The 23,367-nt window shown below is 46.9% G+C and carries 22 protein-coding genes; 2 read left to right on the plus strand and 20 right to left on the minus strand.

All coding sequences use genetic code 11. From position 1 onward, the window contains the following. Positions 1-42: 42 nt before the first annotated feature. The 17 genes from mreB to secA all read right to left on the minus strand — a co-directional run bounded on the left by mreB (position 43) and on the right by secA (position 18,098). Positions 43-1,038, minus strand: a complete 996-nt coding sequence (gene mreB, locus H8Z76_RS02085; RefSeq protein WP_022516584.1) for a rod shape-determining protein — start codon at positions 1,036-1,038, stop codon at positions 43-45. 484 nt (positions 1,039-1,522) lie between these two features. Beyond that, on the minus strand, positions 1,523-4,375 hold the full coding sequence (gene uvrA / locus H8Z76_RS02090) for an excinuclease ABC subunit UvrA (RefSeq protein WP_186981510.1): 2,853 nt from the start codon (positions 4,373-4,375) through the stop codon (positions 1,523-1,525). Between the two features lie 8 nt (positions 4,376-4,383). Then, positions 4,384-6,375, minus strand: coding sequence for an excinuclease ABC subunit UvrB (uvrB, locus tag H8Z76_RS02095; protein WP_207723083.1), 1,992 nt, complete (start codon positions 6,373-6,375; stop codon positions 4,384-4,386). A gap of 65 nt (positions 6,376-6,440) precedes the next feature. Continuing rightward, the gene (gene rhuM, locus H8Z76_RS02100) at positions 6,441-6,887 is read right to left on the minus strand and encodes a RhuM family protein (protein WP_243240381.1); all 447 of its coding nucleotides are present in this window, start codon (positions 6,885-6,887) and stop codon (positions 6,441-6,443) included. A 407-nt stretch (positions 6,888-7,294) separates the two neighbouring features. Continuing rightward, positions 7,295-8,035 carry a DUF2971 domain-containing protein gene (locus tag H8Z76_RS02105; RefSeq protein WP_186981511.1) on the minus strand — a complete coding sequence of 247 codons (741 nt, stop codon included), beginning with the start codon at positions 8,033-8,035 and terminating at the stop codon, positions 7,295-7,297. Between the two features lie 150 nt (positions 8,036-8,185). Further along, complete coding sequence (locus H8Z76_RS02110; protein ID WP_186981512.1) at positions 8,186-8,413, minus strand: hypothetical protein; 228 nt, start codon at positions 8,411-8,413, stop codon at positions 8,186-8,188. Next, positions 8,403-8,894: a DUF3990 domain-containing protein gene (locus H8Z76_RS02115; protein WP_186981513.1), complete on the minus strand. Its 492-nt coding sequence runs from the start codon at positions 8,892-8,894 to the stop codon at positions 8,403-8,405. Before H8Z76_RS02115 ends, H8Z76_RS02110 begins: the two co-directional genes overlap by 11 nt. After that, positions 8,891-9,091: a DUF3791 domain-containing protein gene (locus H8Z76_RS02120; protein WP_243240382.1), complete on the minus strand. Its 201-nt coding sequence runs from the start codon at positions 9,089-9,091 to the stop codon at positions 8,891-8,893. The genes H8Z76_RS02115 and H8Z76_RS02120 overlap by 4 nt, the downstream gene beginning before the upstream one ends. Before the next feature lie 333 nt (positions 9,092-9,424). After that, entirely contained in the window at positions 9,425-10,609 is a 1,185-nt protein-coding gene (locus tag H8Z76_RS02125; protein ID WP_186981515.1) for a lysylphosphatidylglycerol synthase transmembrane domain-containing protein, read from the minus strand. After that, entirely contained in the window at positions 10,603-11,367 is a 765-nt protein-coding gene (locus H8Z76_RS02130) for a glycosyltransferase family 2 protein (protein WP_186981516.1), read from the minus strand. The genes H8Z76_RS02125 and H8Z76_RS02130 overlap by 7 nt, the downstream gene beginning before the upstream one ends. Before the next feature lie 2 nt (positions 11,368-11,369). Further along, a complete protein-coding gene (locus tag H8Z76_RS13840; RefSeq protein ID WP_330594927.1) occupies positions 11,370-11,537 on the minus strand; it encodes a hypothetical protein in 168 nt (55 codons plus the stop codon). After that, positions 11,534-12,235 carry a DUF368 domain-containing protein gene (locus H8Z76_RS02135; RefSeq protein WP_330594928.1) on the minus strand — a complete coding sequence of 234 codons (702 nt, stop codon included), beginning with the start codon at positions 12,233-12,235 and terminating at the stop codon, positions 11,534-11,536. The genes H8Z76_RS13840 and H8Z76_RS02135 overlap by 4 nt, the downstream gene beginning before the upstream one ends. Before the next feature lie 94 nt (positions 12,236-12,329). After that, positions 12,330-12,893 (minus strand): response regulator transcription factor, encoded by a 564-nt coding sequence (locus tag H8Z76_RS02140; RefSeq protein WP_186981517.1) that lies wholly within the window; start codon positions 12,891-12,893, stop codon positions 12,330-12,332. Between the two features lie 59 nt (positions 12,894-12,952). Beyond that, positions 12,953-13,105, minus strand: a complete 153-nt coding sequence (locus tag H8Z76_RS13540) for an ATP-binding protein (protein WP_243240383.1) — start codon at positions 13,103-13,105, stop codon at positions 12,953-12,955. Further along, positions 13,068-14,042, minus strand: coding sequence for a sensor histidine kinase (locus tag H8Z76_RS02145; RefSeq protein WP_243240384.1), 975 nt, complete (start codon positions 14,040-14,042; stop codon positions 13,068-13,070). The genes H8Z76_RS13540 and H8Z76_RS02145 overlap by 38 nt, the downstream gene beginning before the upstream one ends. 120 nt (positions 14,043-14,162) lie before the next feature. Further along, complete coding sequence (locus H8Z76_RS02150; RefSeq protein WP_147617828.1) at positions 14,163-15,365, minus strand: FprA family A-type flavoprotein; 1,203 nt, start codon at positions 15,363-15,365, stop codon at positions 14,163-14,165. A 162-nt stretch (positions 15,366-15,527) separates the two neighbouring features. Then, positions 15,528-18,098, minus strand: a complete 2,571-nt coding sequence (gene secA, locus H8Z76_RS02155; protein WP_186981518.1) for a preprotein translocase subunit SecA — start codon at positions 18,096-18,098, stop codon at positions 15,528-15,530. Positions 18,099-18,311: 213 nt separating this feature from the next. On the opposite strand from secA, the gene H8Z76_RS02160 reads away from it, so the two are divergent. Further along, positions 18,312-18,569, plus strand: a complete 258-nt coding sequence (locus H8Z76_RS02160) for a TIGR03905 family TSCPD domain-containing protein (protein ID WP_022514757.1) — start codon at positions 18,312-18,314, stop codon at positions 18,567-18,569. A gap of 467 nt (positions 18,570-19,036) precedes the next feature. Here H8Z76_RS02160 and H8Z76_RS02165 read toward each other — a convergent pair whose 3' ends face one another. Further along, positions 19,037-19,483, minus strand: a complete 447-nt coding sequence (locus H8Z76_RS02165; protein ID WP_186981519.1) for a DUF2752 domain-containing protein — start codon at positions 19,481-19,483, stop codon at positions 19,037-19,039. Positions 19,484-19,640: 157 nt separating this feature from the next. On the opposite strand from H8Z76_RS02165, the gene H8Z76_RS02170 reads away from it, so the two are divergent. Beyond that, a complete protein-coding gene (locus tag H8Z76_RS02170; protein ID WP_186981520.1) occupies positions 19,641-20,414 on the plus strand; it encodes a DUF975 family protein in 774 nt (257 codons plus the stop codon). 28 nt (positions 20,415-20,442) lie between these two features. On the opposite strand, the gene glpK is transcribed toward H8Z76_RS02170, so the two are convergent. Next, positions 20,443-21,954, minus strand: a complete 1,512-nt coding sequence (gene glpK / locus H8Z76_RS02175) for a glycerol kinase GlpK (protein ID WP_147617825.1) — start codon at positions 21,952-21,954, stop codon at positions 20,443-20,445. A gap of 164 nt (positions 21,955-22,118) precedes the next feature. Continuing rightward, a complete protein-coding gene (locus tag H8Z76_RS02180) occupies positions 22,119-23,321 on the minus strand; it encodes a cofactor-independent phosphoglycerate mutase (protein ID WP_022514752.1) in 1,203 nt (400 codons plus the stop codon). Positions 23,322-23,367: the final 46 nt, after the last annotated feature.

The following is a 23,367-nucleotide window of genomic DNA, read 5'->3' on the forward strand; positions in this document are numbered from 1 at the left end:
TTCTTCCGCCTTTCTCTCTACTATTTTATATCGACATTTTCTTTAATCATCATCACGCTTTCCGGCAAGAAATTCCACAAATTTTCCGGTTCCGATCGCCACGCAGGTCATCGGTTCGTCCGCTGTCATGGTATTGATCCCGGTTCTGTCTTCGATCAGCTCTTCCAGTCCGCGAAGCAGGGATCCGCCTCCGGTCAGAACGATTCCACGGTCTGCCACGTCGGCTGCCAGTTCCGGCGGAGTCTTCTCAAGTACGCTGTGTACCGCTTCCACGATCTGAAGTGTCGGCTCACGCAGCGCCTCCTCTGTCTCCTCGGAAGATACGGTAACGGTCTTCGGAAGACCTGTCACAAGATTTCGTCCGCGCACATCCATGGTATCCGCCTGTGCAAGCGGGAAACAGGTTCCGATCTTGATCTTGATGTCTTCTGCGGTTCTCTCACCGATCAGAAGATTGTGTTTCTTTCTCATATAACGAACGATCGCTTCGTCGAAATCATCACCGGCGATCTTAATAGAGGTGCTGACTACAGAACCTCCGAGTGAAATTACCGCTATATCCGCAGTACCACCACCGATATCTACGATCATGTTTCCACACGGTCTTGAGATATCAATGCCTGCTCCGATCGCTGCCGCGATCGGTTCCTCAATGATCGCTACCTCTCTGGCTCCGGCCTGATAGGTCGCATCCTCAACTGCCTTTTTCTCTACTTCCGTAACGCCGCTCGGCACGCATACGCTGATACGCGGTTTGCGGAAGCTCTTTTTGCCAAGTGCTTTCTGTATGAAGTACTTGATCATCTGTTCGGTAACCTTGTAATCCGAAATAACACCCTGACGAAGCGGTCTTACCGCAACGATATTTCCAGGTGTTCTTCCAAGCATCAGTCTTGCTTCCTCACCGATTGCCTTGATCTTATTGGTATCTCTATCGAATGCCACTACAGACGGCTCTTTTAATACAACGCCTTTTCCTTTAATATACACCAGAATGCTGGCTGTTCCCAAATCGATTCCTATATCTGTTGAAACCATATGATATGTTTCCCCTTTCATCTGTTTCCATTTATGTCGAATATCTGCCCAATTTCTAAAGACAGAGTATGCATTTAATCATATTCTTACATATATAATCCTATTATATACAATAACTTCCATTTTTTAAAGTGTTTTTTTCTAAAATGTCAAAAGTCAATATTTTCTTAATAATTTCGCAATAAAATTCTTCATTTTTTAGATTTTATATCTTTTTTATAATTTGTTCATACTTTAGACACATTTATACCGTATAGTAACAAGCGTACTAGCTAATTAAGCTAATATAATTTTTCATAACTCATGCTTCCCAGGTTCTTCGGAATTTGGGAAGTACTCCCCGAAACTATTGCTGATATGATTTTCATATCAGCTTTTTTTATTCCAGGTTTGCATCTGATCCGGGCGGATCCGGATATGTCCGGTTTCCTGACAGGAACGCCCGCGCTGCATCTTCCGCAGCACAGGCGCCTTTTTTATTTCTCTATTTTTTCTTTTTTCCCTGCTCTAAATATTTTTTGACATACTGACCGGTGTAGGATTTTTTCACCTTCGCCACTTCTTCCGGCGTTCCCTCGGCGATCACCGTTCCGCCGCCGTCTCCGCCTTCCGGCCCCATATCAATGATATAGTCCGCAGTCTTTATCACATCCAGATTGTGTTCAATGACTACGACCGTATTTCCGCTGTCCGAAAGTCTGCGCAGGATCTCAATCAGTTTGTGGACATCCGCGAAGTGCAGTCCGGTCGTCGGTTCATCCAGAATATAAATGGTCTTTCCGGTACCACGTTTGCTGAGCTCCGTTGCCAGCTTGATACGCTGCGCCTCACCGCCGGAAAGTTCTGTGGACGGCTGTCCGAGGCGGATATAGGAAAGTCCCACATCATAGAGCGTCTGTATCTTCCGATGGATCGACGGCACATTTTCAAAGAACTTTAACGCCTCTTCAACCGTCATATTGAGCACATCATAGATACTCTTTCCTTTGTATTTTACTTCCAGCGTCTCACGGTTATAACGCTTTCCGCCGCACACTTCACACGGGACATAGACATCCGGCAGGAAGTGCATCTCAATCTTTAAGATTCCGTCTCCGGAGCATGCCTCACAGCGGCCACCTTTTACATTGAAGCTGAAACGTCCTTTTTTATAACCTCTCGCCTTTGCATCCGGTGTCGCCGCAAACAGATCACGGATCATGTCAAACACGCCCGTATAGGTTGCCGGATTGGAACGCGGGGTACGTCCGATCGGGGACTGGTCGATATCGATAACTTTGTCAAGCTGATCCAGTCCGAGGATATCGTCGTGCTTACCCGGGATCACACGCGCACGGTTTAAATCCCTCGCCAGATGTTTGTAGAGGATCTCGTTGGTCAGTGAACTCTTTCCGGAACCGGACACACCGGTAATGCAGGTCATGATGCCAAGCGGGATCTTCACGTCGATATTCTTCAGATTGTTCTCCCTTGCACCTTTGATCGTAAGGAATCCGGTCGGTTTTCTCCGTTCTTCGGGAACCGGGATCTGAATTCTTCCACTCAGGTACGCCCCGGTCAAAGACTTTTTGTTTTTCATGATCTCTTCGGCATTTCCGACCGCAACCACTTCTCCACCATGTTCGCCGGCTCCCGGCCCGATATCCACGATATAGTCCGCCGCACGCATGGTATCCTCGTCATGTTCCACCACGATCAGTGTGTTTCCGAGGTCTTTTAAGTGCTTTAATGTAGCAAGCAGCTTGTCATTATCGCGCTGATGCAGACCGATGCTCGGCTCATCCAGAATATATGCCACTCCGACCAGACCGGAACCGATCTGTGTCGCCAGACGGATACGCTGTGCTTCTCCGCCGGAGAGCGTTCCGGTTGCGCGCGCCAGTGTCAGGTAATCCAGTCCGACATCGACAAGGAATCCTACGCGTGCCTTGATCTCCTTGATCACCTGTTCCCCGATCAGAAGCTGCTGCCTGGTAAGCTGCATATCATTTAGAAATTCCTGCAGTTTTCGTATGGACAAGGAAGTTACTTCATAGATGTTTTTATCCGCAACCGTAACCGCCAGCGCATCTTTTTTCAGACGCTGTCCGCCACAGCATTTACAAGGGGTAATTCGCATGAATTCCTCATACTGCTGCTTAATCGCATCTGACCCGGTCTCACGGTAACGCCGGTTTACATTCTGGATCAGTCCCTCGAATGCAACGTCATACACGCCCTCTCCGCGCTGTCCGCGGTAATGCACCTTGACCGTTCTGCCTCCGGTGCCATAGATCAGCATATGGCGCACATCCTCCGGCAGTTCCTGATACGGGGTATTTAAGGAAAATCCGTATTCTTTTGACAGTGCTTTTAATGTCGCGTAAGTATAACTGGACGGATCCGCAGACGACTGCCATCCCATAACCTGGATCGCACCTTCCGCAAGTGAAAGCTGCTTATCCGGGATCATCAGATCCTCGTCAAACTCCATCTTGTAGCCCAGTCCGTAACATTCCGGGCAGGCACCGAACGGATTGTTGAAAGAAAAGCTGCGCGGCTCGATCTCATCAATGCTGATCCCGCAGTCCGGGCAGGAAAAGCTCTGGGAAAACTGCACCGGCTCCCCGCCGATCACATCCACGGTCATAAGCCCTTCCGCCAGATTTAAGACATTCTCGATCGAATCGGTCAGACGTTTTTCGATGCCCGGTTTTACGACCAGACGGTCCACAACGATCTCGATGTTATGCTTTTTGTTTTTGTCCAGCCTAATCTCCTCAGTTAGCTCATACACACTGCCATCCACCTGCACACGCACATAACCGCTTCGCTTTGCACGCTCTAACAGCTTCTGGTGCTCACCCTTTCTGCCCCGGACCACCGGAGCCAGCAGCTGTATCTTTGTTCCCTGCGGCATGGACATGATCTGATCCACCATCTGATCCACGGTCTGCTTGCGGATCTCCCTGCCACACTTCGGACAATGCGGGATACCGATACGCGCATACAGCAGACGAAAGTAATCATAGATCTCTGTCACCGTTCCGACCGTCGAACGCGGATTGCGGTTCGTTGACTTCTGGTCGATCGAGATCGCCGGTGAAAGGCCTTCGATCTTCTCCACATTCGGTTTTTCCATCTGCCCTAAGAACTGTCTCGCATAGGAAGACAACGACTCCATATAACGTCTCTGCCCTTCCGCATAGATCGTGTCAAACGCAAGGGATGATTTTCCCGAACCGGAAAGACCGGTCAGCACCACAAACTCGTCTCTTGGAATGTCCACATCGATTCCCTTTAAATTATGTTCTTTTGCTCCCCGTATTTTTATATATTTCCGTTCCTTTGCTGCCATGTTCTACCTCACTGCTTTTTGGTTTCTTCATACATTTTCTTTAAGTTTATCATCTTGTCACGCAGCTCTGCCGCAGCCTCGAAATTGAGTTCCGCCGCAGCCTTCTGCATTTTTTTTGTCACATCTTTGATCAGCTTTTCCAGTTCTTTTTGGCTCATGGATTCCGGGTCTTTCTCGAACTCCATCTCCTCCTGCGCCACTTTCTTTGAGATGCTGATCAGATCACGCACAGACTTTTTGATCGTAGTCGGTGTGATGCCATGTTCCTCATTGTAAGCCTGCTGCACCTTCCTGCGCCGCATGGTCTCATCGATCGCCACACGCATGGAATCCGTGATCGTATCCGCATACATAATGACATGTCCTTCCGAATTTCGCGCCGCACGCCCGATCGTCTGGATCAGCGATGTCTCCGAACGCAGGAAGCCTTCCTTATCCGCATCCAGGATCGCCACCAGCGTGATCTCCGGGATGTCCAGACCCTCACGCAGCAGGTTAATGCCGACTAACACGTCAAACACGTCCAGACGCAGATCCCGGATGATCTCGGCGCGCTCAAGAGTATCGATATCGGAGTGCAGATATTTCACCCGGATGCCGATCTCCCGCATATACTCGGTCAGATCCTCCGCCATCTTTTTCGTCAGCGTTGTGATCAGAATTTTGTTTTTCTTTTCGATTTCCTTATTGACCTCTCCGATCAGGTCATCGATCTGTCCCTCTACCGGACGGACCTCCACCTCAGGATCCAGCAGTCCGGTCGGACGTATGATCTGTTCCGCACGCAGCAGCTCATGCTCTTCTTCATACACATTCGGCGTTGCGGAGACAAACAGCATCTGGTCGATCTTGCCTTCAAACTCCTCAAAGTTGAGCGGACGGTTATCCAGTGCCGATGGCAGCCGGAATCCGTAATCCACCAGAGTCATTTTTCTGGAGCGGTCGCCCGCATACATTCCGCGCACCTGCGGCACCGTGATATGGGACTCGTCAACGATGATCAGATAATCATCCTTAAAATAATCCATCAGGGTATGCGGCGTTGCCCCCGCCGGAAGCCCGGCAAGCGGTCTCGAATAGTTTTCGATGCCGCTGCAGAATCCGGTCTCTTTTAACATTTCGATATCAAAGTTCGTCCGCTCCGAAATGCGCTGCGCCTCCAACAGCTTGTCCTCACTCTTAAAAAAACGCACCCGTTCTTCCAGCTCTTTTTCGATCTCATCACACGCACGATTGATCTTTTCCTGCGGCACTACATAATGCGATGCCGGAAAGATTGAGATATGCTGCAGGCTGTTCTTGATCTCGCCGGTCAGCACATCGATCTCCACAATGCGGTCGATCTCATCTCCGAAGAACTCCACGCGGATTGCCGTATCCCCACGGTCTGCCGGAAAGATCTCCAGGACATCTCCATGCACCCGGAAGGTACCACGGTGAAAATCCATATCGTTTCGTGTGTACTGGATATCAATAAGCTGGCGGATCACATCATCACGATCCCGCTCCATACCCGGACGCAGCGACACCATCATTCCCAGAAAGTCTTCCGGGCTGCCCAGGCCGTAAATACAGGAAACCGAGGAAACCACCACCACATCCCGCCGTTCCACCAGCGCCGCTGTCGCAGACAGACGCAGCTTGTCAATCTCCTCATTGATCGCCGAATCTTTCGCAATGTAAGTGTCCGTAGACGGAACATACGCCTCCGGCTGATAGTAATCGTAATAGGAAACGAAATACTCGACCGCATTTTCCGGGAAGAATTCCTTCATCTCCCCATAAAGCTGTGCCGCGAGCGTCTTGTTGTGTGATATGATAAGCGTCGGCTTGTTGAGCGCCGCAATGACATTCGCCATTGTAAAGGTCTTACCGGAACCGGTAACACCAAGCAGTGTCTCAAACTGATTGCCCTCTTTAAAGCCCTGTACTAATTTTTCGATTGCCTGCGGCTGGTCACCGGTCGGCTGGTATGGGGAATGCAATACAAAATGATCCATTATAGATCCTCTCCTTTATATTTTCTACTTCTAGACAACATTCTTTTTTTCATGACATTTTTATCCTAACCTTTAAGATATTTTTCTACTTCCCGATCAAATTCAGAAACATATTCTCTATCCTGTTTAACCCTAAATACTTCATACTCTTTCTCAGCTTTTTGCATAGCAGCATCATGAGAAACCTTTCCTTTTCCAGCCAGTACCTTTCGCCTATTATTCTCCAAAAACTGATTCGTTTGATCAACCCAGTCTTGCATGCTCATTAATATCTCATCTTCAGCCATTAATTCTGCATAATCAATAAACATCGTTACCAGTCTGTTTAAGCGTGATACTTCTTTTAATGTTTTAGTAACCCACTGTCGAAAACGTGTATCCTTCTTAGAATTTACTCGATAGCCAACAGCTATAATCGCATCCAAATTATAACATTTTACTTTTCTTTTAACGTTACGCTGTCTCTCATTTTGAACTATCGAGAATAACTCGGTAGTTGCGTTTTCATCCAAAAAGTTTCTTCTTTAAACATTACATTTACACAAATATTCGTGCCTTCCACCTGGTATAAAACAACTTGATGTTCTTGGTTCATTAATTTATCCCCTTATTCTTACCGTTCATAAAACATCTCATTTTATCTTCTAACGTTTACATCTATTTACCATAATTTTCCTTGTGATAATATCCGTCACAAGCCCTGTTCATGTCCACTTTTTCTCTATACGACACCAGTTGCCACTTCCATAATATCTGGATGTACCGACATCATTCTTCTCTGCTATTATTCCATGAACTGTCTCTGATTATAGCAGAATAAAAAAGAAAAGTACAGAGCAAAATCGAACTTTTGTTCTGTACTTTTCATATAAAAAATTTTGTCAACTCATGGTCGAAATAATCTGGCCATGTATCACATTTATCTATAAGTTGCTTTCGACGTCTTTACATGCTGATTCCATTTTTCTTTATTTTCCTCCCACTTGAAGCCCTGTTGTTTTAAAAACAAGCATAAATTTCTATTATTTATTAATGATTTGGGACCTATCGTAATGTCTTTTATTAGATTATGTTTAATCTTACCAAAACAAATTTCCCGATACGGAAAAATAACTTCATTATTTATTCTAAATTTAATTTCACTAATTTTTCCTTCATCGCTCTTATTTGGCACGCAAGATATTCTATACTCGTCTTCCTCACTAAATGCAGGATTCTTGCATTTGACTGCATCTTCTAAAAGATATGAAACCAATATTCTAATTTTATTATAAGTCGTTGCCTCATCATCATTGATAATTGCCCTGTTTAATTCACCAAGCGGCTTATCAATCCCCTTTCCGCCCAATAATTTCATCTGCTCTTCCGAATTATATATTATTTCGTTCCCAGATAATAAATTACTATATCTCAACAATACATCTACATCAATTCCTATAGCAACTCCTTTTCCATCATTCGCATACGAACGCCATTGACTCAAAACATCACTACTTTTAGAGAGACATAAAATATACGGAAAATCTATTTCATGTATGATGCTTTTCATCATTTTTTCTACTAGTTCCCATTTCTCAGATATTTCCCTATAAATTCCTTTTTGATCAACATATTTTTCTACTAATTCTAAGAACCATATAATTTCTGCTGAATCGTTCATTGACAGAGGATTTCCCAATCGTAATGTTGACGTTTGCATAATATTAAAAAAAGTATCTACCGAACAATAATGATAATATATTTTTTCATTCACTATACATTCCCCCATGTCATTTGAAATATCAATTTCATGTAAATAAATTTCCAATTTTTACTCAAAAAGTTCCGGTTCATTTTCAATCAGATCTTCCGCAAGATATTTTGCATCCATATTTTCTATTCCATAACCGCCCTTTTCAACTTGTTCTGCCAATCTGCTTGAATAATATATATCAAATGCTTTTCTCAAATCAATCCCCTTCATCTCTGAAACCGCATTGATGATATCGTCCTCCAAGTTCTGTTTATATACTTCTTCCAACTGTTTTTTATCCGTCATCCCGTTCTACCTCATATGCTCTCTGAAAAGTGATTACCCGGTTCAACGTTTCCTGATTCACAATACAGATCTGGTTATTCATCTTATAATACCGCAGTTCTTCCAGAACCTTTTTCTTATCCCACAATCCTCTGAAATACATATCAACCGTCTTAAACACATCATCATCCGCTACATTTCCTATAATAATATCATACTCCTGATTTAATGACTCACCTTTACGGCACGCACAGACAAAATCAAGCCATTCCTCATTCTCTTTTTCAAATGACAGTACCCGAAATCCACTCCAGTCTTCCAACAATTCGTAGACATTGATAATGGCTGATTTTTCCTGACGCATGCCTTTGCGCACTGCCCACTTTTTTGCTTGCTGCTCAAATGATGTAATATAAAACCCTCTGCCAAAATCCAAATATTTTTTTGAATGAACTACATCCGGATTTTTTATGATTTCTGTTGAGCCATGATAAACAATCATACATTAACCCCTTTCTCCCTCGCAAATTCCGTAATATCTTCCACCAAATATTCTTTTCCCTGCGTATGGAGAACATCATAACATCCGATCACATAATCATCCAGAATACCTGTCTTATTTAATATCTTATATACCTCAGTCGGCGTCATTTTCCATTTGTCTGCAAGACTGTATAATACAAATATTGAAAAACTCAATTCCTTTTTCCTACACATAACGCCCCAACCTTCCTCATATATTTTCTTTTTAACTCGCATACGACAATCATTTGTTATTCGCAAAATCTCTGCTGAGTAAATAATAATTTTTCCTTAAAGATAAATTCCCAATATTCAAATCTGTTTTATCCAATTTCCTTCGTTAATATAGATTATTAGAACTATAGTTAAACCTTCAATATCATCATTTATATATTTATCCCCTCCAAAACATATCACCGGCAACTATTATTCTACAAGTTATTTTAATTATAGCAGAATAAGAAAGAAAAGTACAGAGCAAAATCGAACTTTTGTTCTGTACTTTTCTTTTTACTTTTTGTTCTTTCCGCCCATCATCCTCACCCCAAACACGATAAGCCCGATCAGCAGATTCAGGTAAAAACTGATGCCGCGCGTCACGCACATGGACACCAGAAGGCTCGTTCCGGGAAAAATACCGGAAAACGCCGTATGATAGACTGCTTCTGAAATTCCCTGCGCACCGGGAAGCGGCAGGATCTCCACGGTAATGTAAACAGCCGCCTGAAGCAGCGCAATGTCCATCACTCCGGTTCCGCAAAGCCTAAGTCCTCTGTATACTGCATACGTTCCAACGCAGGACAACAGACGCTGCAGACAGGTCACCGCAAATATGACTGCGATCACTTTTCTGTGGGATTTAAAAAAGCAGACCGTTTCGCGGTATCCGTCCAGAAACGCATCTGTTTTCTTCTTTCTTCTATCTGATTTTTTCCAGATTCCGATGCGGGTAAAAAGATCATCCATCCGGTATATAAATGCACGGATCTTTTCCGGCGAGAACATGACGAAAAGCAACAGCAGGACAAACGCCGCGTTACAGAGCAGTCCGAAAAAATACAGTCCGTAATACCCTTTCATATAATCTTTTAACGACATACGCCAGAACAGCCCGATACCTGCTCCCAGCAGAACAAGCACCACTTTATAAAAAAGCGCTACGGTCATCAGTACCACCGAAGATGCCGACAGCGCGATTCCATCCTTTTTCATATCATACAGCTGCACGGGCTGCCCACCGGTCGCGGACGGCGTGATCCCCGAAAAGAAAAATCCGATAAACGAACAGGAAATGCAGCGCCAAAGAGATGTTCCACACATGCCTTTTAACAGATACCAGATCATCCATCCTTCTGCCGACACATAACCGACTGCGAGAACAACGGCTACCGCAAGATCCGCTTTTCGCATTTCCCCGACTGCCCGAAGCACCCCCGAGAGATCCGGGCTGGTGTAAGAAGTATCCGTTGCCACGACCGTATCGGTAAATTTATCCGCAAATTTTGCGTGCCAGTCCGTGGTATCCCGTCTGATCTGTGTCCTCTCAAAGATCTGTACCCCTGCCCCGATCTCCGCTACCTGTGTTTCTGCCCTGATCCCGCTTTGCGGCAATTTATAAGAAAAGATCCAGACTGCCAGAAGGATCAGCACCGACACCGAAAGATCCAGCAAAACTGCAAGGATTCTTCTTAACATCTTTTCACTCTCCCATGTACATGTTCTTTCGGTGTCAATGACACATTAAATTTTAAAAGTTCTTTATAAATACGGAATGAATCCCGGAATCTCCGGAAATGGGAACCGGTATTCCTGCGGTCTGTGTAAATCGTATGGATTTTTATCTCTGCGATCGGAATATGTGCTTTCACCGCTTCGATAAGAACATTCATCTCATATTCATACCGTTCGCCCTTCACGGCAAGCAGTTTCGGGAGAAGCCCTGCGCCAAACGCGCGCATGACCGTCTGGGTATCCGAGACCCTGGCGCCACTCACAAACCGGAATACTGCCCGTGTGATCCGGTTTCCAAGCCGCGATTTTAGCGGCATCTCCCGTTCCACCGTCCGCGTGCCGAGCACCAGCGTCTTTGTGTGACTTTCCGCATATTCAAGCAGCTTTATCATGTCTTTTGTCAGATGCTGTCCATCCGCATCCATCACTCCGATCACGCCGGCATCCCATATTTCTTTTCTGATATAGTCAAGTCCTGTCTTAATGGCTGCTCCTTTTCCACGGTTTTCTCCATGGTGCAGCACAATGCAGGTGTCATTTAACTTTTCAAAGATATGCCGGTACTGTGCTCCGCTTCCGTCATCGACCACAATGATCCTGTATCCGTTCACCCACAGTTGGTCTGTAATCTCCACCAGTCTGTTGTCCGGCTGATACGCCGGTATCATCACAACTGCCATCACGCCATCCCTTTCCTCTTTTGTCCCCATTTCCGTTTTCAAATTTAACGGTCGCCAGAAGCACTTCTTTCTTTTACCACCTGCATGCCGAGTACCATTGCTACACCAATAACCGCTGCGATCAGGTTAAAATTCGCAAATCCAAGCGCCGGCTGTACGGTTTCTAACGTGGTTGGTCCCATCTTGATCGCGTAAAAAGAACCGATCATCATGCCAAGGAAGATATACCGTCTGCGGCCGGAATTTTTCCAGGCAGACCTTGATCCCCTTTACGACGGTTGCCGCGCCTGCTAACACACCGCATCCGAAGAACACAAGACACGGGAAATAGGAAAAATGCACGCACTGCGGTAATGACCGGGATATAGGCGCCGAAGATCAAAAGCCGTGTGGAACCGGAAATGCCCGGCAGAAACATTGCCGAGATCGCAACCATACCGATAAAAAACAGCTTAATGCCAAGCCCGACGGAAAAATTCCCAAGGTTCATCGATGCACTGCCTACTCTGCCGTTTAACCAGGTGATCCCCGCTACGATCACGATGCCAAGAATCCCGAAGAGGATGCCCTTTTTTACCTCACGGAAGCTGTCTTTTTCCTCTTTCAGGATAAGCGGGATCGCCCCCGCGATAAACCCGACAAACAGTGAACTTACCGTATAGATATGGTTTTCAAACAGTGCCGACAGCGCAAGTACCGCAAGCACCATTCCAACGATCCACCCGGCACCAAGCTTTACCAGATAACGGGCACTCTCCTTTTTTTCCTTCATTCCTCCAAATGCCATATCATGAATAGCACCGATAAAGCGGTCATAAAATCCCATGATAAACGCGACCGTCCCGCCGGAAACTCCGGGCACACTGTCCGCCAGTGCCATGCAAAATCCATTTACTCCTTCTTTTAACATAAAAAAGACCTCCTGTTTTGTTTTCTGTGGCTATCATAACAGTCCACGCTAAACAAACAGGAGGTAATTTCCTAAACAGTTTCTAAACTTTATTCTATTTATTGAGTCGGTATCCCGCGCCCCACACAGTCTCCAGGATCTTCGGATTTTTGCTGTCATCCTCGATCTTTTTGCGGATGCGGTTGATATGCATCATGACGGTCGCGCTGTCATCGGCATAATCATAGCCCCAGATCTTTTCAAAGAGCTGCTCGTTGGAAAACACAATGTTCGGATGCAGTGCGAGAAATTTTAACAGCTCAAATTCGCGGTTCGGGAAGCGGATCTCCTGATCGCCTTTGTATACTTTCCAGCTGTCTACCAGAATACGCAGATCCTGGATCCGGATCTTATCCATGGACTCTGTTCTTGCCGTAACCATAAGGATCGGGATATCCCACTTATCCCGGATCTCCCGGCATACCTCATATCCGCTTTTTCCCGGGAGCATCAGCTCCAAAAGGATCAGCGCGAAATCCCCGTTTTCCAGTGTTTCCGCCACTTTCATCCCGTCTGTCACGATCTTTGTCTCAAACCCCGCCGCTTCCAGATAAGCTTCCTCGACCATGCTGATATCTTCATCATCCTCCACGATCAGGATTTTTTTCTCTTTTGGCATTCTTCTACACTCCCTTCTTTTCCGCAACCGGCAGCTTTATACAGATCACCAGTCCGTTTTCATTTTCCGCCCCGGACGCTTCCGCCCATTGCCTCAACCAGATATTTTACAATATAAAGCCCGAGTCCGTTGCCCTTTTTCTCATTTCTGGATTCATCCACCCGATAAAATTCATCAAACAGAAACGGCAGTTTGTCCTCCGGCACGCCCATACCGTTGTCCGAAAACCGAATGTTTTTGCAGTGTGACCCTTATCTGAAGCGGTTCTGCCCCGCTGTATTTTTCACTGTTTTCCAGAAGATTGTCCAATATCCGCCCAAACTGCTGCGTATCTATGAAAACCTCCGCACAGGCTCCGTTGGTTTCAAATCCGATCTGTTCTTTTTCTTCTTCCAAAAATTCTATCTTTTCATTTACATATTTCCGCAGGAAAGCGGAGATCTCCACAACCTGTGGTGATAACGGCATCCCGCCCGTCTCCAGTTTCGAGAGATAAAACAGCTGATTTAACAGCACATCCATATCCCCGGTCCGCTTATACGCTGCTTTTAGGAAACGCTCCTGCTGCTCGGGTGTCGCGGCAATCCCGCCCAAAAGTCCCTTTACCGTACCGCGGATCGCCGTAAGCGGTGTCTTAAGGTCATGCGAGATCCCGGCGATCATATCCGTCCGCGCTTTCTCATACTTTAGGTTTTTCTCCTGCTCCTCCAGGATATGCCTCTGCATATCGTTAAACGTTTCACAGACGGTTTCAAATTCCACTTCTCCTCTGTATACAATATCCTGTGTCAGTTCGTTGCTCCGGATCCTGCGCGCCCCTTCCTCCAGCGCATCCAGAGGCTCCATGATACTGCGGGTCAGACGCCTCGTAAATATCTGGCTTAAAAGAAGTAACGCCGTGATGCACAGCACGCCATCCAAAAGAAACAGCAAAAGGAAACTGTTTCTGTGGATCGTCCAGTCCTCCACCAGATCTTTCAGTTCATTTTTACTCACATACTGACCAATGCCCGCTTTCAGTTCCTGTTCCACCGATTCGGAATATATTTTCACCACCGCCAGATTGATCAGGAAAAATACGGCCAGTGTGACAAGCACCATCCGCGCATTGGAATAAAAGATCCTCTTTTTGACCGTGTTCTCTCTCATATGTCGCTCCAGCCTCTCTGCATTTTTATCCTATAGAATCATTATACCGCAGACCGGCGCAGACACAACTAAACAATTCCTAAACAAAAAGGGATGCATTCCGCATCCCTCTCTGATCCGTTATTCCATTGATGCCACGATCTTGTCTGCCAGTTCTTCCAGTGACGCATACTGGTCTTCTTTCAGCGCAGATTTCACTGTAAGCGTATCCGAGATCACCGTCATCTCCTTCAACGCCGCTACCTGCTCTGCCATCTGCTTTCCACTGGTTGCCGCCCAGGTTCCATTCTCTAAAAATGCCACCTTACGCTTCTGGACGTTCAGTGCTTTCATGTCCGCAAGAAAATTCTCCATTTTCGGGTAAATGCCGCCGTTATAGGTCGGTGCCGCAAGAACGATGTGGCTGCAGCGGAACGCCTCTGAGATCAGTTCCGACACATCCGTGTTTGACACGTCATATACCACGATCTTCTTTACGCCCTTGTCGGCAAGGATCCCCGCCAGCACATTTGCCGCATTCTCGGTATTTCCGTACATGGAAGCGTATGCGATCATGACTGCCTGATCTTCCGGTGCGTAGCTGCTCCAGGTATTGTACTTATCCAGAATGTAGCCGAGATCTTCACGCCAGATCGGGCCGTGCAGCGGGCAGATCATCGCGATATCAAGTCCGGCCGCTTTCTTTAACAGGTTCTGCACCTGCATACCATATTTTCCGACAATGTTTGTATAATATCTTCTCGCGTCATCCAGCCAGTCGCGGTCAAAATCCACTTCATCCGCAAAGATATTTCCGTTTAACGCTCCGAACGTACCGAAGCCGTCCGCAGAAAACAGGATCTTTGTTTTCTCCTCGTAAGTCACCATCGCCTCCGGCCAGTGTACCATCGGTGCCATCACAAAGTGGAACACATGCTCTCCGCTTGAAAAAGTATCTCCTTCTTTGACAACTGTGGCATGCGCATCCACATCAAAGTCGAAAAACTGCTTCATCATCTGAAATGTCTTCGCGTTTCCGATCAGCGTGAGATCCGGGTAGCGGAGCAGCAGCTCCTCGATCAGCGCGCAGTGATCCGGTTCCATGTGATTTACGATCAGATAATCCAGCGTCCTTCCATCCAGCACATGAGTCAGATTTTCAAAAAACTGTCTGCTGATCGAACTGTCCGCCGTATCCAGAAGAACTGTTTTTTCATCCATTACCACATACGCGTTATAAGATACGCCTCTTTTGATCGGAAAAATGTTTTCAAACAGGGCAAGACGTCTGTCGCTTCCGCCCACCCAGTAAATATGATCCGTTACTTTTCTCGTACAATGCATCTCGTATTACCTCCTGTTTCTTCGTCTAAAACTCTTCCGCCCCTTGTATTCGTTCGTATTATAACGAATTCTTTTCCCGGAATCAACCCTTTCTTATAAAGTAAAAGATCCGGCATTCCGTTTTCCCGGAACACCGGATCTTCTTACCATTCCTGTCTTTTTTTACTGCTTGTTCATGCAGCAGTATTTATACTTTTTACCGCTTCCGCACGGGCAGAGATCATTTGGATATACCTTTGCAGCTTCTCTCTTTTTCGGAGCATTCTGCGCACTCTCGTCCTTGTTGGTTCCGGTTACCTTTGCCACCTGCTCACGTTCTACTTTCTGCTCGATGCGTACATGGAACAGAAGACGTACGGTATCTTCCTGGATGCTGGAGATCATGGCATCAAACATATCAAATCCTGCCATCTTGTATTCTACGAGCGGATCTCTCTGGCCGTATGCCTGAAGTCCGATACCCTGACGCAGCTGATCCATATCATCGATGTGATCCATCCACTTGCGGTCGATGACCTTTAAGAGGATGACACGCTCTAATTCACGGACTGCTTCTGAATCCGGGAACTCCGCTTCTTTGGCTTCGTATAATTTCACTGCCTTTTCTTTGAGGCTGTGCTTTAATTCTTTATTGTTCTTGTATTCCTTAATGGATTCCGGTGTCAGCGGCTCTAACGGAATGAGCGGGATCAGAAGCTGGTTCAGCTCATTGACATCCCATTCTTCCGGCGGAAGCTCAGAGGAAATACAGGTATCCACTGCTGCTTCCACACGGTCTGTGATCATCTTGTAGATCACGTCACGCATACTCTCTCCGTTTAATACACGGCGTCTCTCGTCGTAGATGATCTCTCTCTGGTCATTCATAACCTGATCGTAATCCAAGAGGTTCTTTCTGATACCAAAGTTGTTTGCCTCGATCTTCTTCTGTGCTTTCTCAATCGCGCTTGAGAGCATCTTGTGCTGGATCTGTTCTCCTTCCGGCACACCAAGTGTGTTGAACATATCTACCAGTTTCTCGGAACCGAACAGACGCATCAGATCATCTTCCAGTGAGATGAAGAACTGGGATTCCCCCGGATCTCCCTGACGTCCCGCACGTCCGCGCAGCTGATTGTCGATTCGTCTGGATTCATGACGCTCGGTACCGATGATCTTTAATCCACCGGCCGCTCTTGCCTCGTCATCCAGCTTGATATCCGTACCACGGCCTGCCATGTTGGTCGCGATCGTTACCGCTCCGTGCGTACCTGCCTGTGCTACGATCTCAGCCTCCAGCTCATGGTATTTCGCGTTTAAGACCTGATGTTTGATCCCGCGTTTATTTAACATGCCGCTCAAAAGTTCGGATGTATCGATATTGATCGTACCGACCAGTACCGGCTGTCCTTTTGCGTGTGCTTTCTCCACCTCATCGACAACCGCCTTGAATTTTTCCTTCTTGGTCTTGTATACCGCGTCCTCATGATCGATACGGGCGATCGGACGGTTCGTCGGTACTTCGACAACGTCCATGCCGTAAATATCACGGAACTCTTTTTCCTCTGTCAGAGCGGTACCGGTCATACCGGCTTTTTTGTTATATTTATTAAAGAAGTTCTGGAATGTGATGTTCGCGAGCGTCTTGCTCTCTCTCTTGACCTTCACATGTTCCTTTGCCTCGATCGCCTGATGCAGTCCGTCCGAATAACGGCGTCCCGGCATGATACGTCCGGTAAATTCATCTACGATCATGACCTGATCATCTTTAACCACATAATCCTGGTCACGGAACATCAGATTGTGCGCGCGCAGCGCCAGGATGATATTGTGCTGGATCTCAAGGTTTTCCGGATCGGCAAGGTTTTCGATCTTAAAGAAGTTCTCAACCTTCTTTACCCCCTGCTCGGTCAGGTTTACGACTTTGTCCTTTTCATTGACAACGAAATCGCCGTCTTCTTCCACTTCCACGCCCATGATGGCATCCATCTTGGTGTATTCCTGCTGATCTTCGCCACGCTGCATCTGACGCGCAAGGATATCACATGCTTCGTAAAGTCTGGTGGACTTGCTGCTCTGTCCTGAAATAATAAGCGGGGTACGCGCCTCATCGATCAATACGGAATCGACCTCATCGATGATCGCATAGTGGAGGCCTCTCTGCACCAGCTGTTCCTTATAGATGACCATGTTATCTCTCAGGTAATCAAATCCAAGCTCATTGTTGGTCACATAAGTGATGTCGCAGTTGTATGCCGCCTGACGCTCCTTATTGTCCATTCCGTTTAAGATCACGCCAACGGTAAGTCCGAGAAATTCATGTACCTTTCCCATCCACTCCGCATCACGCTTTGCCAGATAATCATTGACCGTAACGACATGAACGCCTTTGCCTTCCAGTGCGTTTAAGTATGCCGGTGCCGTGGAAACCAGGGTCTTACCTTCACCGGTCTTCATCTCCGGAATACGTCCCTGATGCAGGATCACACCACCGACCAGCTGTACCCGGTAATGCTCCATGCCAAGAACACGCTTTGCCGCCTCTCTTACCGTGGCAAAAGCCTCAGGGAGGAGATCATCAAGCGTCTCACCGTCTTCCAGTCTCTTTTTATATTCTTTCGTCTTTCCCCTGAGCTCCTCATCAGACAATGCCTGCATATCCGGTCGCAATGCCTCGATCTTATCGATCAGTGGGTAAATACGCTTCAGTTCTCTCTCGCTGTGGGTTCCAAAGATTTTCTCTATTGCTTTCATCCAAATACTCCTATCTTTTTTTCCTAAATCCAAACAACTTTTCTAATTGTACCACTATCTGGTTTTTTTCACAATAGACAATCCCATGAACGATTTATGAATTTTTTATAAATGAATGTTTCCCTTTTCCACGGAATCGTGCTATACTCACACTTAACAAAAAGAAGCATATGGTAATTGCAAAGCAGTTACCGTTCAGAAAGGAGTTACACCATGTCATATATTTATCAGACAAAGGGGACCTGCTCCAGCAAAATTGAAGTGGAGCTGGACGGAAATGTTGTAAAGCATGTAAAATTTACCGGCGGCTGTCCGGGAAACCTTCTCGCGATCCCGAAATTAGTAGAGGGGCTCACCGTAGAACAGGTCGAAGAAAAACTGACCGGCATCCACTGCGGTATGAAGCAGACTTCCTGCGGAGACCAGCTGGCACATGCCTGTCGTGAAGCATATGAAGCAAGCCAGAAATAGGCCTGCTTCTTTTTTTACTAATATTGCACAATTATCCCGCATTATTTTCTGACACTTTGCTGGTTTTATTTTTATTTTCTTATTATACATTGACATTCTTCTTTTTTGCGTTATAATGTAATTACAAAAACAAAAGAAGTTCACACTTCTTAAAAAGGAGGAGAGACCACCAGGAACACAAATTGATACATCCTAAAAAAAGAAACAAATGATCATTGTCCCATCTTTATTTTCCAAAGAAACGACACTATGAATGAAAAAAACAAAAGAATGAACAGAACGATCCAAAAGGGATACGGTTTCAAAAATCATAGAAAGACAAAAGATTCTTAGAAGATAATACAAAAGAAAAGGGACATCAAAAAAAGACAAAGAGAGGAAAGGTCCAATGGACAACGCAGTCTGAAAGGCGTCATCAATGAGCTAAAAGAAATTGATGACGCCTTTTCCTATTGTATATTTGCCTGTCAAAGCAATGGAATATGAAAATACAGCAGTATGAAGTTTTTCACAAAGCAGTTGATCACCACCAGCGCCAGCGCGATCCAGAGATAGGCGGGTCTGAAATGCACCACTGCCCGGAATCGTCCGCGGCTCAAACGCCCGATCGTCTGCGTGACCAGAAAAGCTGCTCCGACCACCACCGTGTAAAGCACGATCGGATGGTAATAAAACGATAACAAAGGTTTCCCACACAGCAGCGCGTACGCTGCCCTGGTGCCGCCGCAGCCCGGACAGTAGATCCCGGTCACCGCATGTATCATACAGGGCGGAACCGGCGGTATCGGCGACTTTCCGGTTACCTTCCACCAGATCACGCAAAGCGCCACAACAAGTACACCAAGCATCCCCGCAATAAAAAATACCCGGTCTATGATCTCGGTTTCTTTTTCTTTCTGGGTGGTCAGATCCATGTCCGTACGCTCTCCTTTCCGGTTCTTTCCGATTCTTTTCGCTGTTTTCTGTCGTTTTAGTATAACAGCAGTGATACCGTTCTGTCAAAATCCTCTCTCTTGTCTTTCATCTGTTTTATGCTATAATGAATGCAGTTTACCAAAAAAGGAGTATTTCATGAAACGTGATCTTACCGAATTAAAACGTCTGGCAAGAGAAACTCTGACCGGACATTACGCTGCGCCAATGGCAGGCATTATCATCACCGGCGCGATATCAAATCTGCTGCTTCTGCCGTTCGACCTGACTTTAAGCAACTCCGCATCACAGTCCGTTATTTTTTATGTTGCGAGTTTCTTTATCGTACTGCTTTCGATCCTGTTTTCCTGCGGTCTGTGCTATATGCACCTAAAAATGCGCAGAAATCTTTCTTATGGCATGCGGGATATTTTTTACTTTTTTAAAAGCCATCCCGACCGCCTTTTGCTTTCGTACCTTTTGCTGATCGGACTTGCTGTCCTTGTCTTTCTCCCTGCGATCGTTATCACTGTGACCGCCGTCCGTCTGGAGCAGACCGTTCTTCTCTGGATCGCAATCCCGGTCTTTATCCTTTCCGCGCTATGTCTGCTTCCGCTGTTATACCGCTACGCGATGGTCTTTTATCTTCTGATCGATCATCCGGAGATGAAACCGGCCGCCGCCTTCCGTGAGAGCAGTCGTCTGATGAAGGGGAACCGGATGCGGCTCTTTTTATTACATTGCAGTTTCCTCGGCTGGCTGCTCCTCGGCATCTGCTCCTGTTTCATCGGATTTTTGTGGATCGAGCCTTATTTCGAGCAGACCTGCGTCAGCTTCTATTTTGAACTGACCGGTGAAAATGATGCTCTCGCGCAAAAAAAGGCTGCCGAATCCGGCAGCCCGCAGACACCTCACTTTCAAATGTATGTCTGAAAAGCCGATCCGCCATACCCTTTGGGTGTCAGGAATCTTCTTCCTCATCATCTTTTGCCCACCCAAAGGCGTATCGGACGGCCTTGTTCCATCCTTTCATCTTCTTTTTCCGTTCTTCCTCATCCATCGACGGTTCAAACACGCGCGCGATCCTCTGATTTCTGCGCACATCTTCCTTATCTTTCCAGTAACCGACCGCAAGCCCCGCAAGGTAAGCGGCACCTCTTGCCGTAGTCTCGATACATTCCGGCCGTTCCACCGGCGCATGGATCATGTCTGCCTGGAACTGCATCAGGAAATTGTTTGCGCTGGCTCCTCCGTCCACGCGCAGTGACTGCAGCTTGATGCCCGCGTCCTCTTCCATGACCGAAATTACATCACACACCTGATACGCAATGGATTCGAGCGTGGCGCGGATGATATGGTTTTTGTTCGTTCCACGCGTGATCCCGACGATCGTTCCACGCGCGTACTGATCCCAGTGCGGTGCCCCAAGCCCGGTAAATGCCGGAACGACATAACAACCATGGGTTCCTTTCACTTTGGTCGCCATATACTCGGAATCCTCCGCCGAATCGATGAGTTTCATATTATCCCGCAGCCACTGGATGACCGCTCCTGCTACAAAAATAGAACCTTCGAGCGCATAGGTCACTTTTCCATCCAGCCCCCATGCGATCGTTGTGACCAGTCCGTTTGCCGAATAAACCGGTTTCTCCCCGGTATTCATCAGAAGGAAACATCCGGTTCCGTAGGTATTTTTTGCCTCGCCCCGCGCAAAACAGGTCTGTCCGAACAATGCCGCCTGCTGGTCTCCCGCGGCTCCGCCGATCGGGATCGCCCCTCCGAGGAACGCCGGATCTGTGTAGCCGTAGATCTGGCTTGACGGCACAGGCGTCGGCAGCATATTCGCAGGAATGTCCAAATCCCGCAGGATATCCTCATCCCAGGTCAGTGTATGGATGTTAAAAAGCATCGTCCGGGACGCATTCGAGTAATCTGTCACATGAACTTTTCCTTTGGTCAGTTTCCAGATCAGCCAGGTCTCTACCGTTCCAAACAGCAGCTTTCCTTCTGCGGCGAGCGTTCTCGCTCCCTCCACATGATCCAGGATCCATTTGATCTTGGTCGCGGAAAAGTACGCATCGATGATAAGCCCTGTTTTCTTCCGGTACTCGTCCTGCAGGCCTTTTTTCTTTAATTCGTCCGCGATATCCGCCGTCCGTCTGCACTGCCATACGATCGCATTGTAGATCGGTTCTCCGGTCTCTTTGTTCCACACGATCGCCGTCTCACGCTGGTTCGTAATACCGATCGCCGCGATATCACTCGCTTTCGCCCCGATCTTTAACATGGCTTCCACCGCGACTCCAAGCTGTGTTGACCAGATCTCATTCGCATCATGTTCCACCCAGCCCGGATTCGGGAAAAACTGGCGGAATTCTTTCTGCGCCATGCTGCAGATTTCTCCTGTCTCGTTGAACAGGATACACCGGTTGCTCGTTGTCCCCGCATCCAGTGCCATTACATACTTTGCCATGGTTACCCCTCCCATACATTTCGTTGGTCATATTATACAATATTTTTGCGCAGATTTGTAATTTTTTTGCTTTCTATGGATGGGATTTCAATTCATGATTTTTATAAAAGATCCGGCAGATATTTCATCCGCCGGATCTTCCCGCTTTTTTCTGTTTTTCTTTGTTATTTTGAAAGCAGATAATCGACCAGAGTATGTCCCTCCGCGATATAATTGTCGGTCTTTGCCGCCTCTGCCTCATTGTATTTCCAGTCATGCTGCTGTTTGTCCGTGCTGTCGTATAAAAGATACGGCACACTGTCTCCGGTATGTGTACGCAGTGAGATCGGTGTCGGATGATCCGGCAGAATGACCATGCGGAAATCTTCGCCCGCAGCCTCAAGCCCTGCAACGATCGGATTTATGATCTTCTCATCCAGATTCTCGATCGCCTTTACTTTTTTCTCGACACTGCCCTGGTGTCCCATCTCGTCCGGTCCTTCCAGATGCACATAGACAAAATCGTATCCGTCTTTGGTTAAGACATCCACAGCCGCCTGTGCCTTGCCGGCATAGTTGGTATTTAGTCCGCCGTTTGCTCCCTCTACATTGATGACCTTCATGGATGCGCCAACCGCGATCCCCTTTAAGAGATCGACTGCTGAGATCATCGCGCCCTTCAAATGGGTCTTCTCAGAGAAAGATGAGAGTGACGGTTTTGTTCCGGCTCCCCAGAACCAGCAGGAGTTTGCAGGATTTAAGCCGCGCTTTTTCCGCTCAATGTTGATCGGATGATTGACTAAGATATCGTAACTCTTTTTCATCATGTTACGCAGATCTTCGTTCTCCGGCAGCTTGTCTCCGATCTTCTGTCCAAGCACATCATGCGGCTGCACCAGATCCACAACCTCGCCCTTGTCCCAGATCAGCAGATGACGATAGCTTGTTCCGACATAGAACTTGTAAGTATCGGTCTCAAGTTCTTTTCTCACCGCCTCAAGCAGCACTGCTGCATCCTCGGTACTGATCTCGCTTGAGCTGTGATCGATGATCGTGCGGTCCTCATAATTGTCCTCTTCCTCGGAGAGCGTCACAATGTTGCAGCGCAGCGCGATGTCTGTGTCTTTCATCGGCACACCGATGCTTAACGCTTCGAGCGGAGAACGGCCGGAATAATATTTTCTCGGATTGTAACCCAGTACGGACAGATTTGCCGTATCGCTGCCCGGCTTCATGCCATCCGGAACCGTATGTACCATACCGATCTCTCCCATGGATGCCAGTTTATCCATCGTCGGTGTCTTTGCGTATTCCAACGGTGTCTTGTTTCCCAAACTCTCAATCGGACGGTCTGCCATTCCGTCTCCTAACACTACGATATACTTCATATCTCCTCGCCTTTATCCTTTCTCCCTGTTTTCCTGCCTGTCATGC

The sequence above is a fragment of the Roseburia yibonii genome, from assembly GCF_014297335.1.
Classification (GTDB): domain Bacteria; phylum Bacillota; class Clostridia; order Lachnospirales; family Lachnospiraceae; genus Roseburia_D; species Roseburia_D yibonii.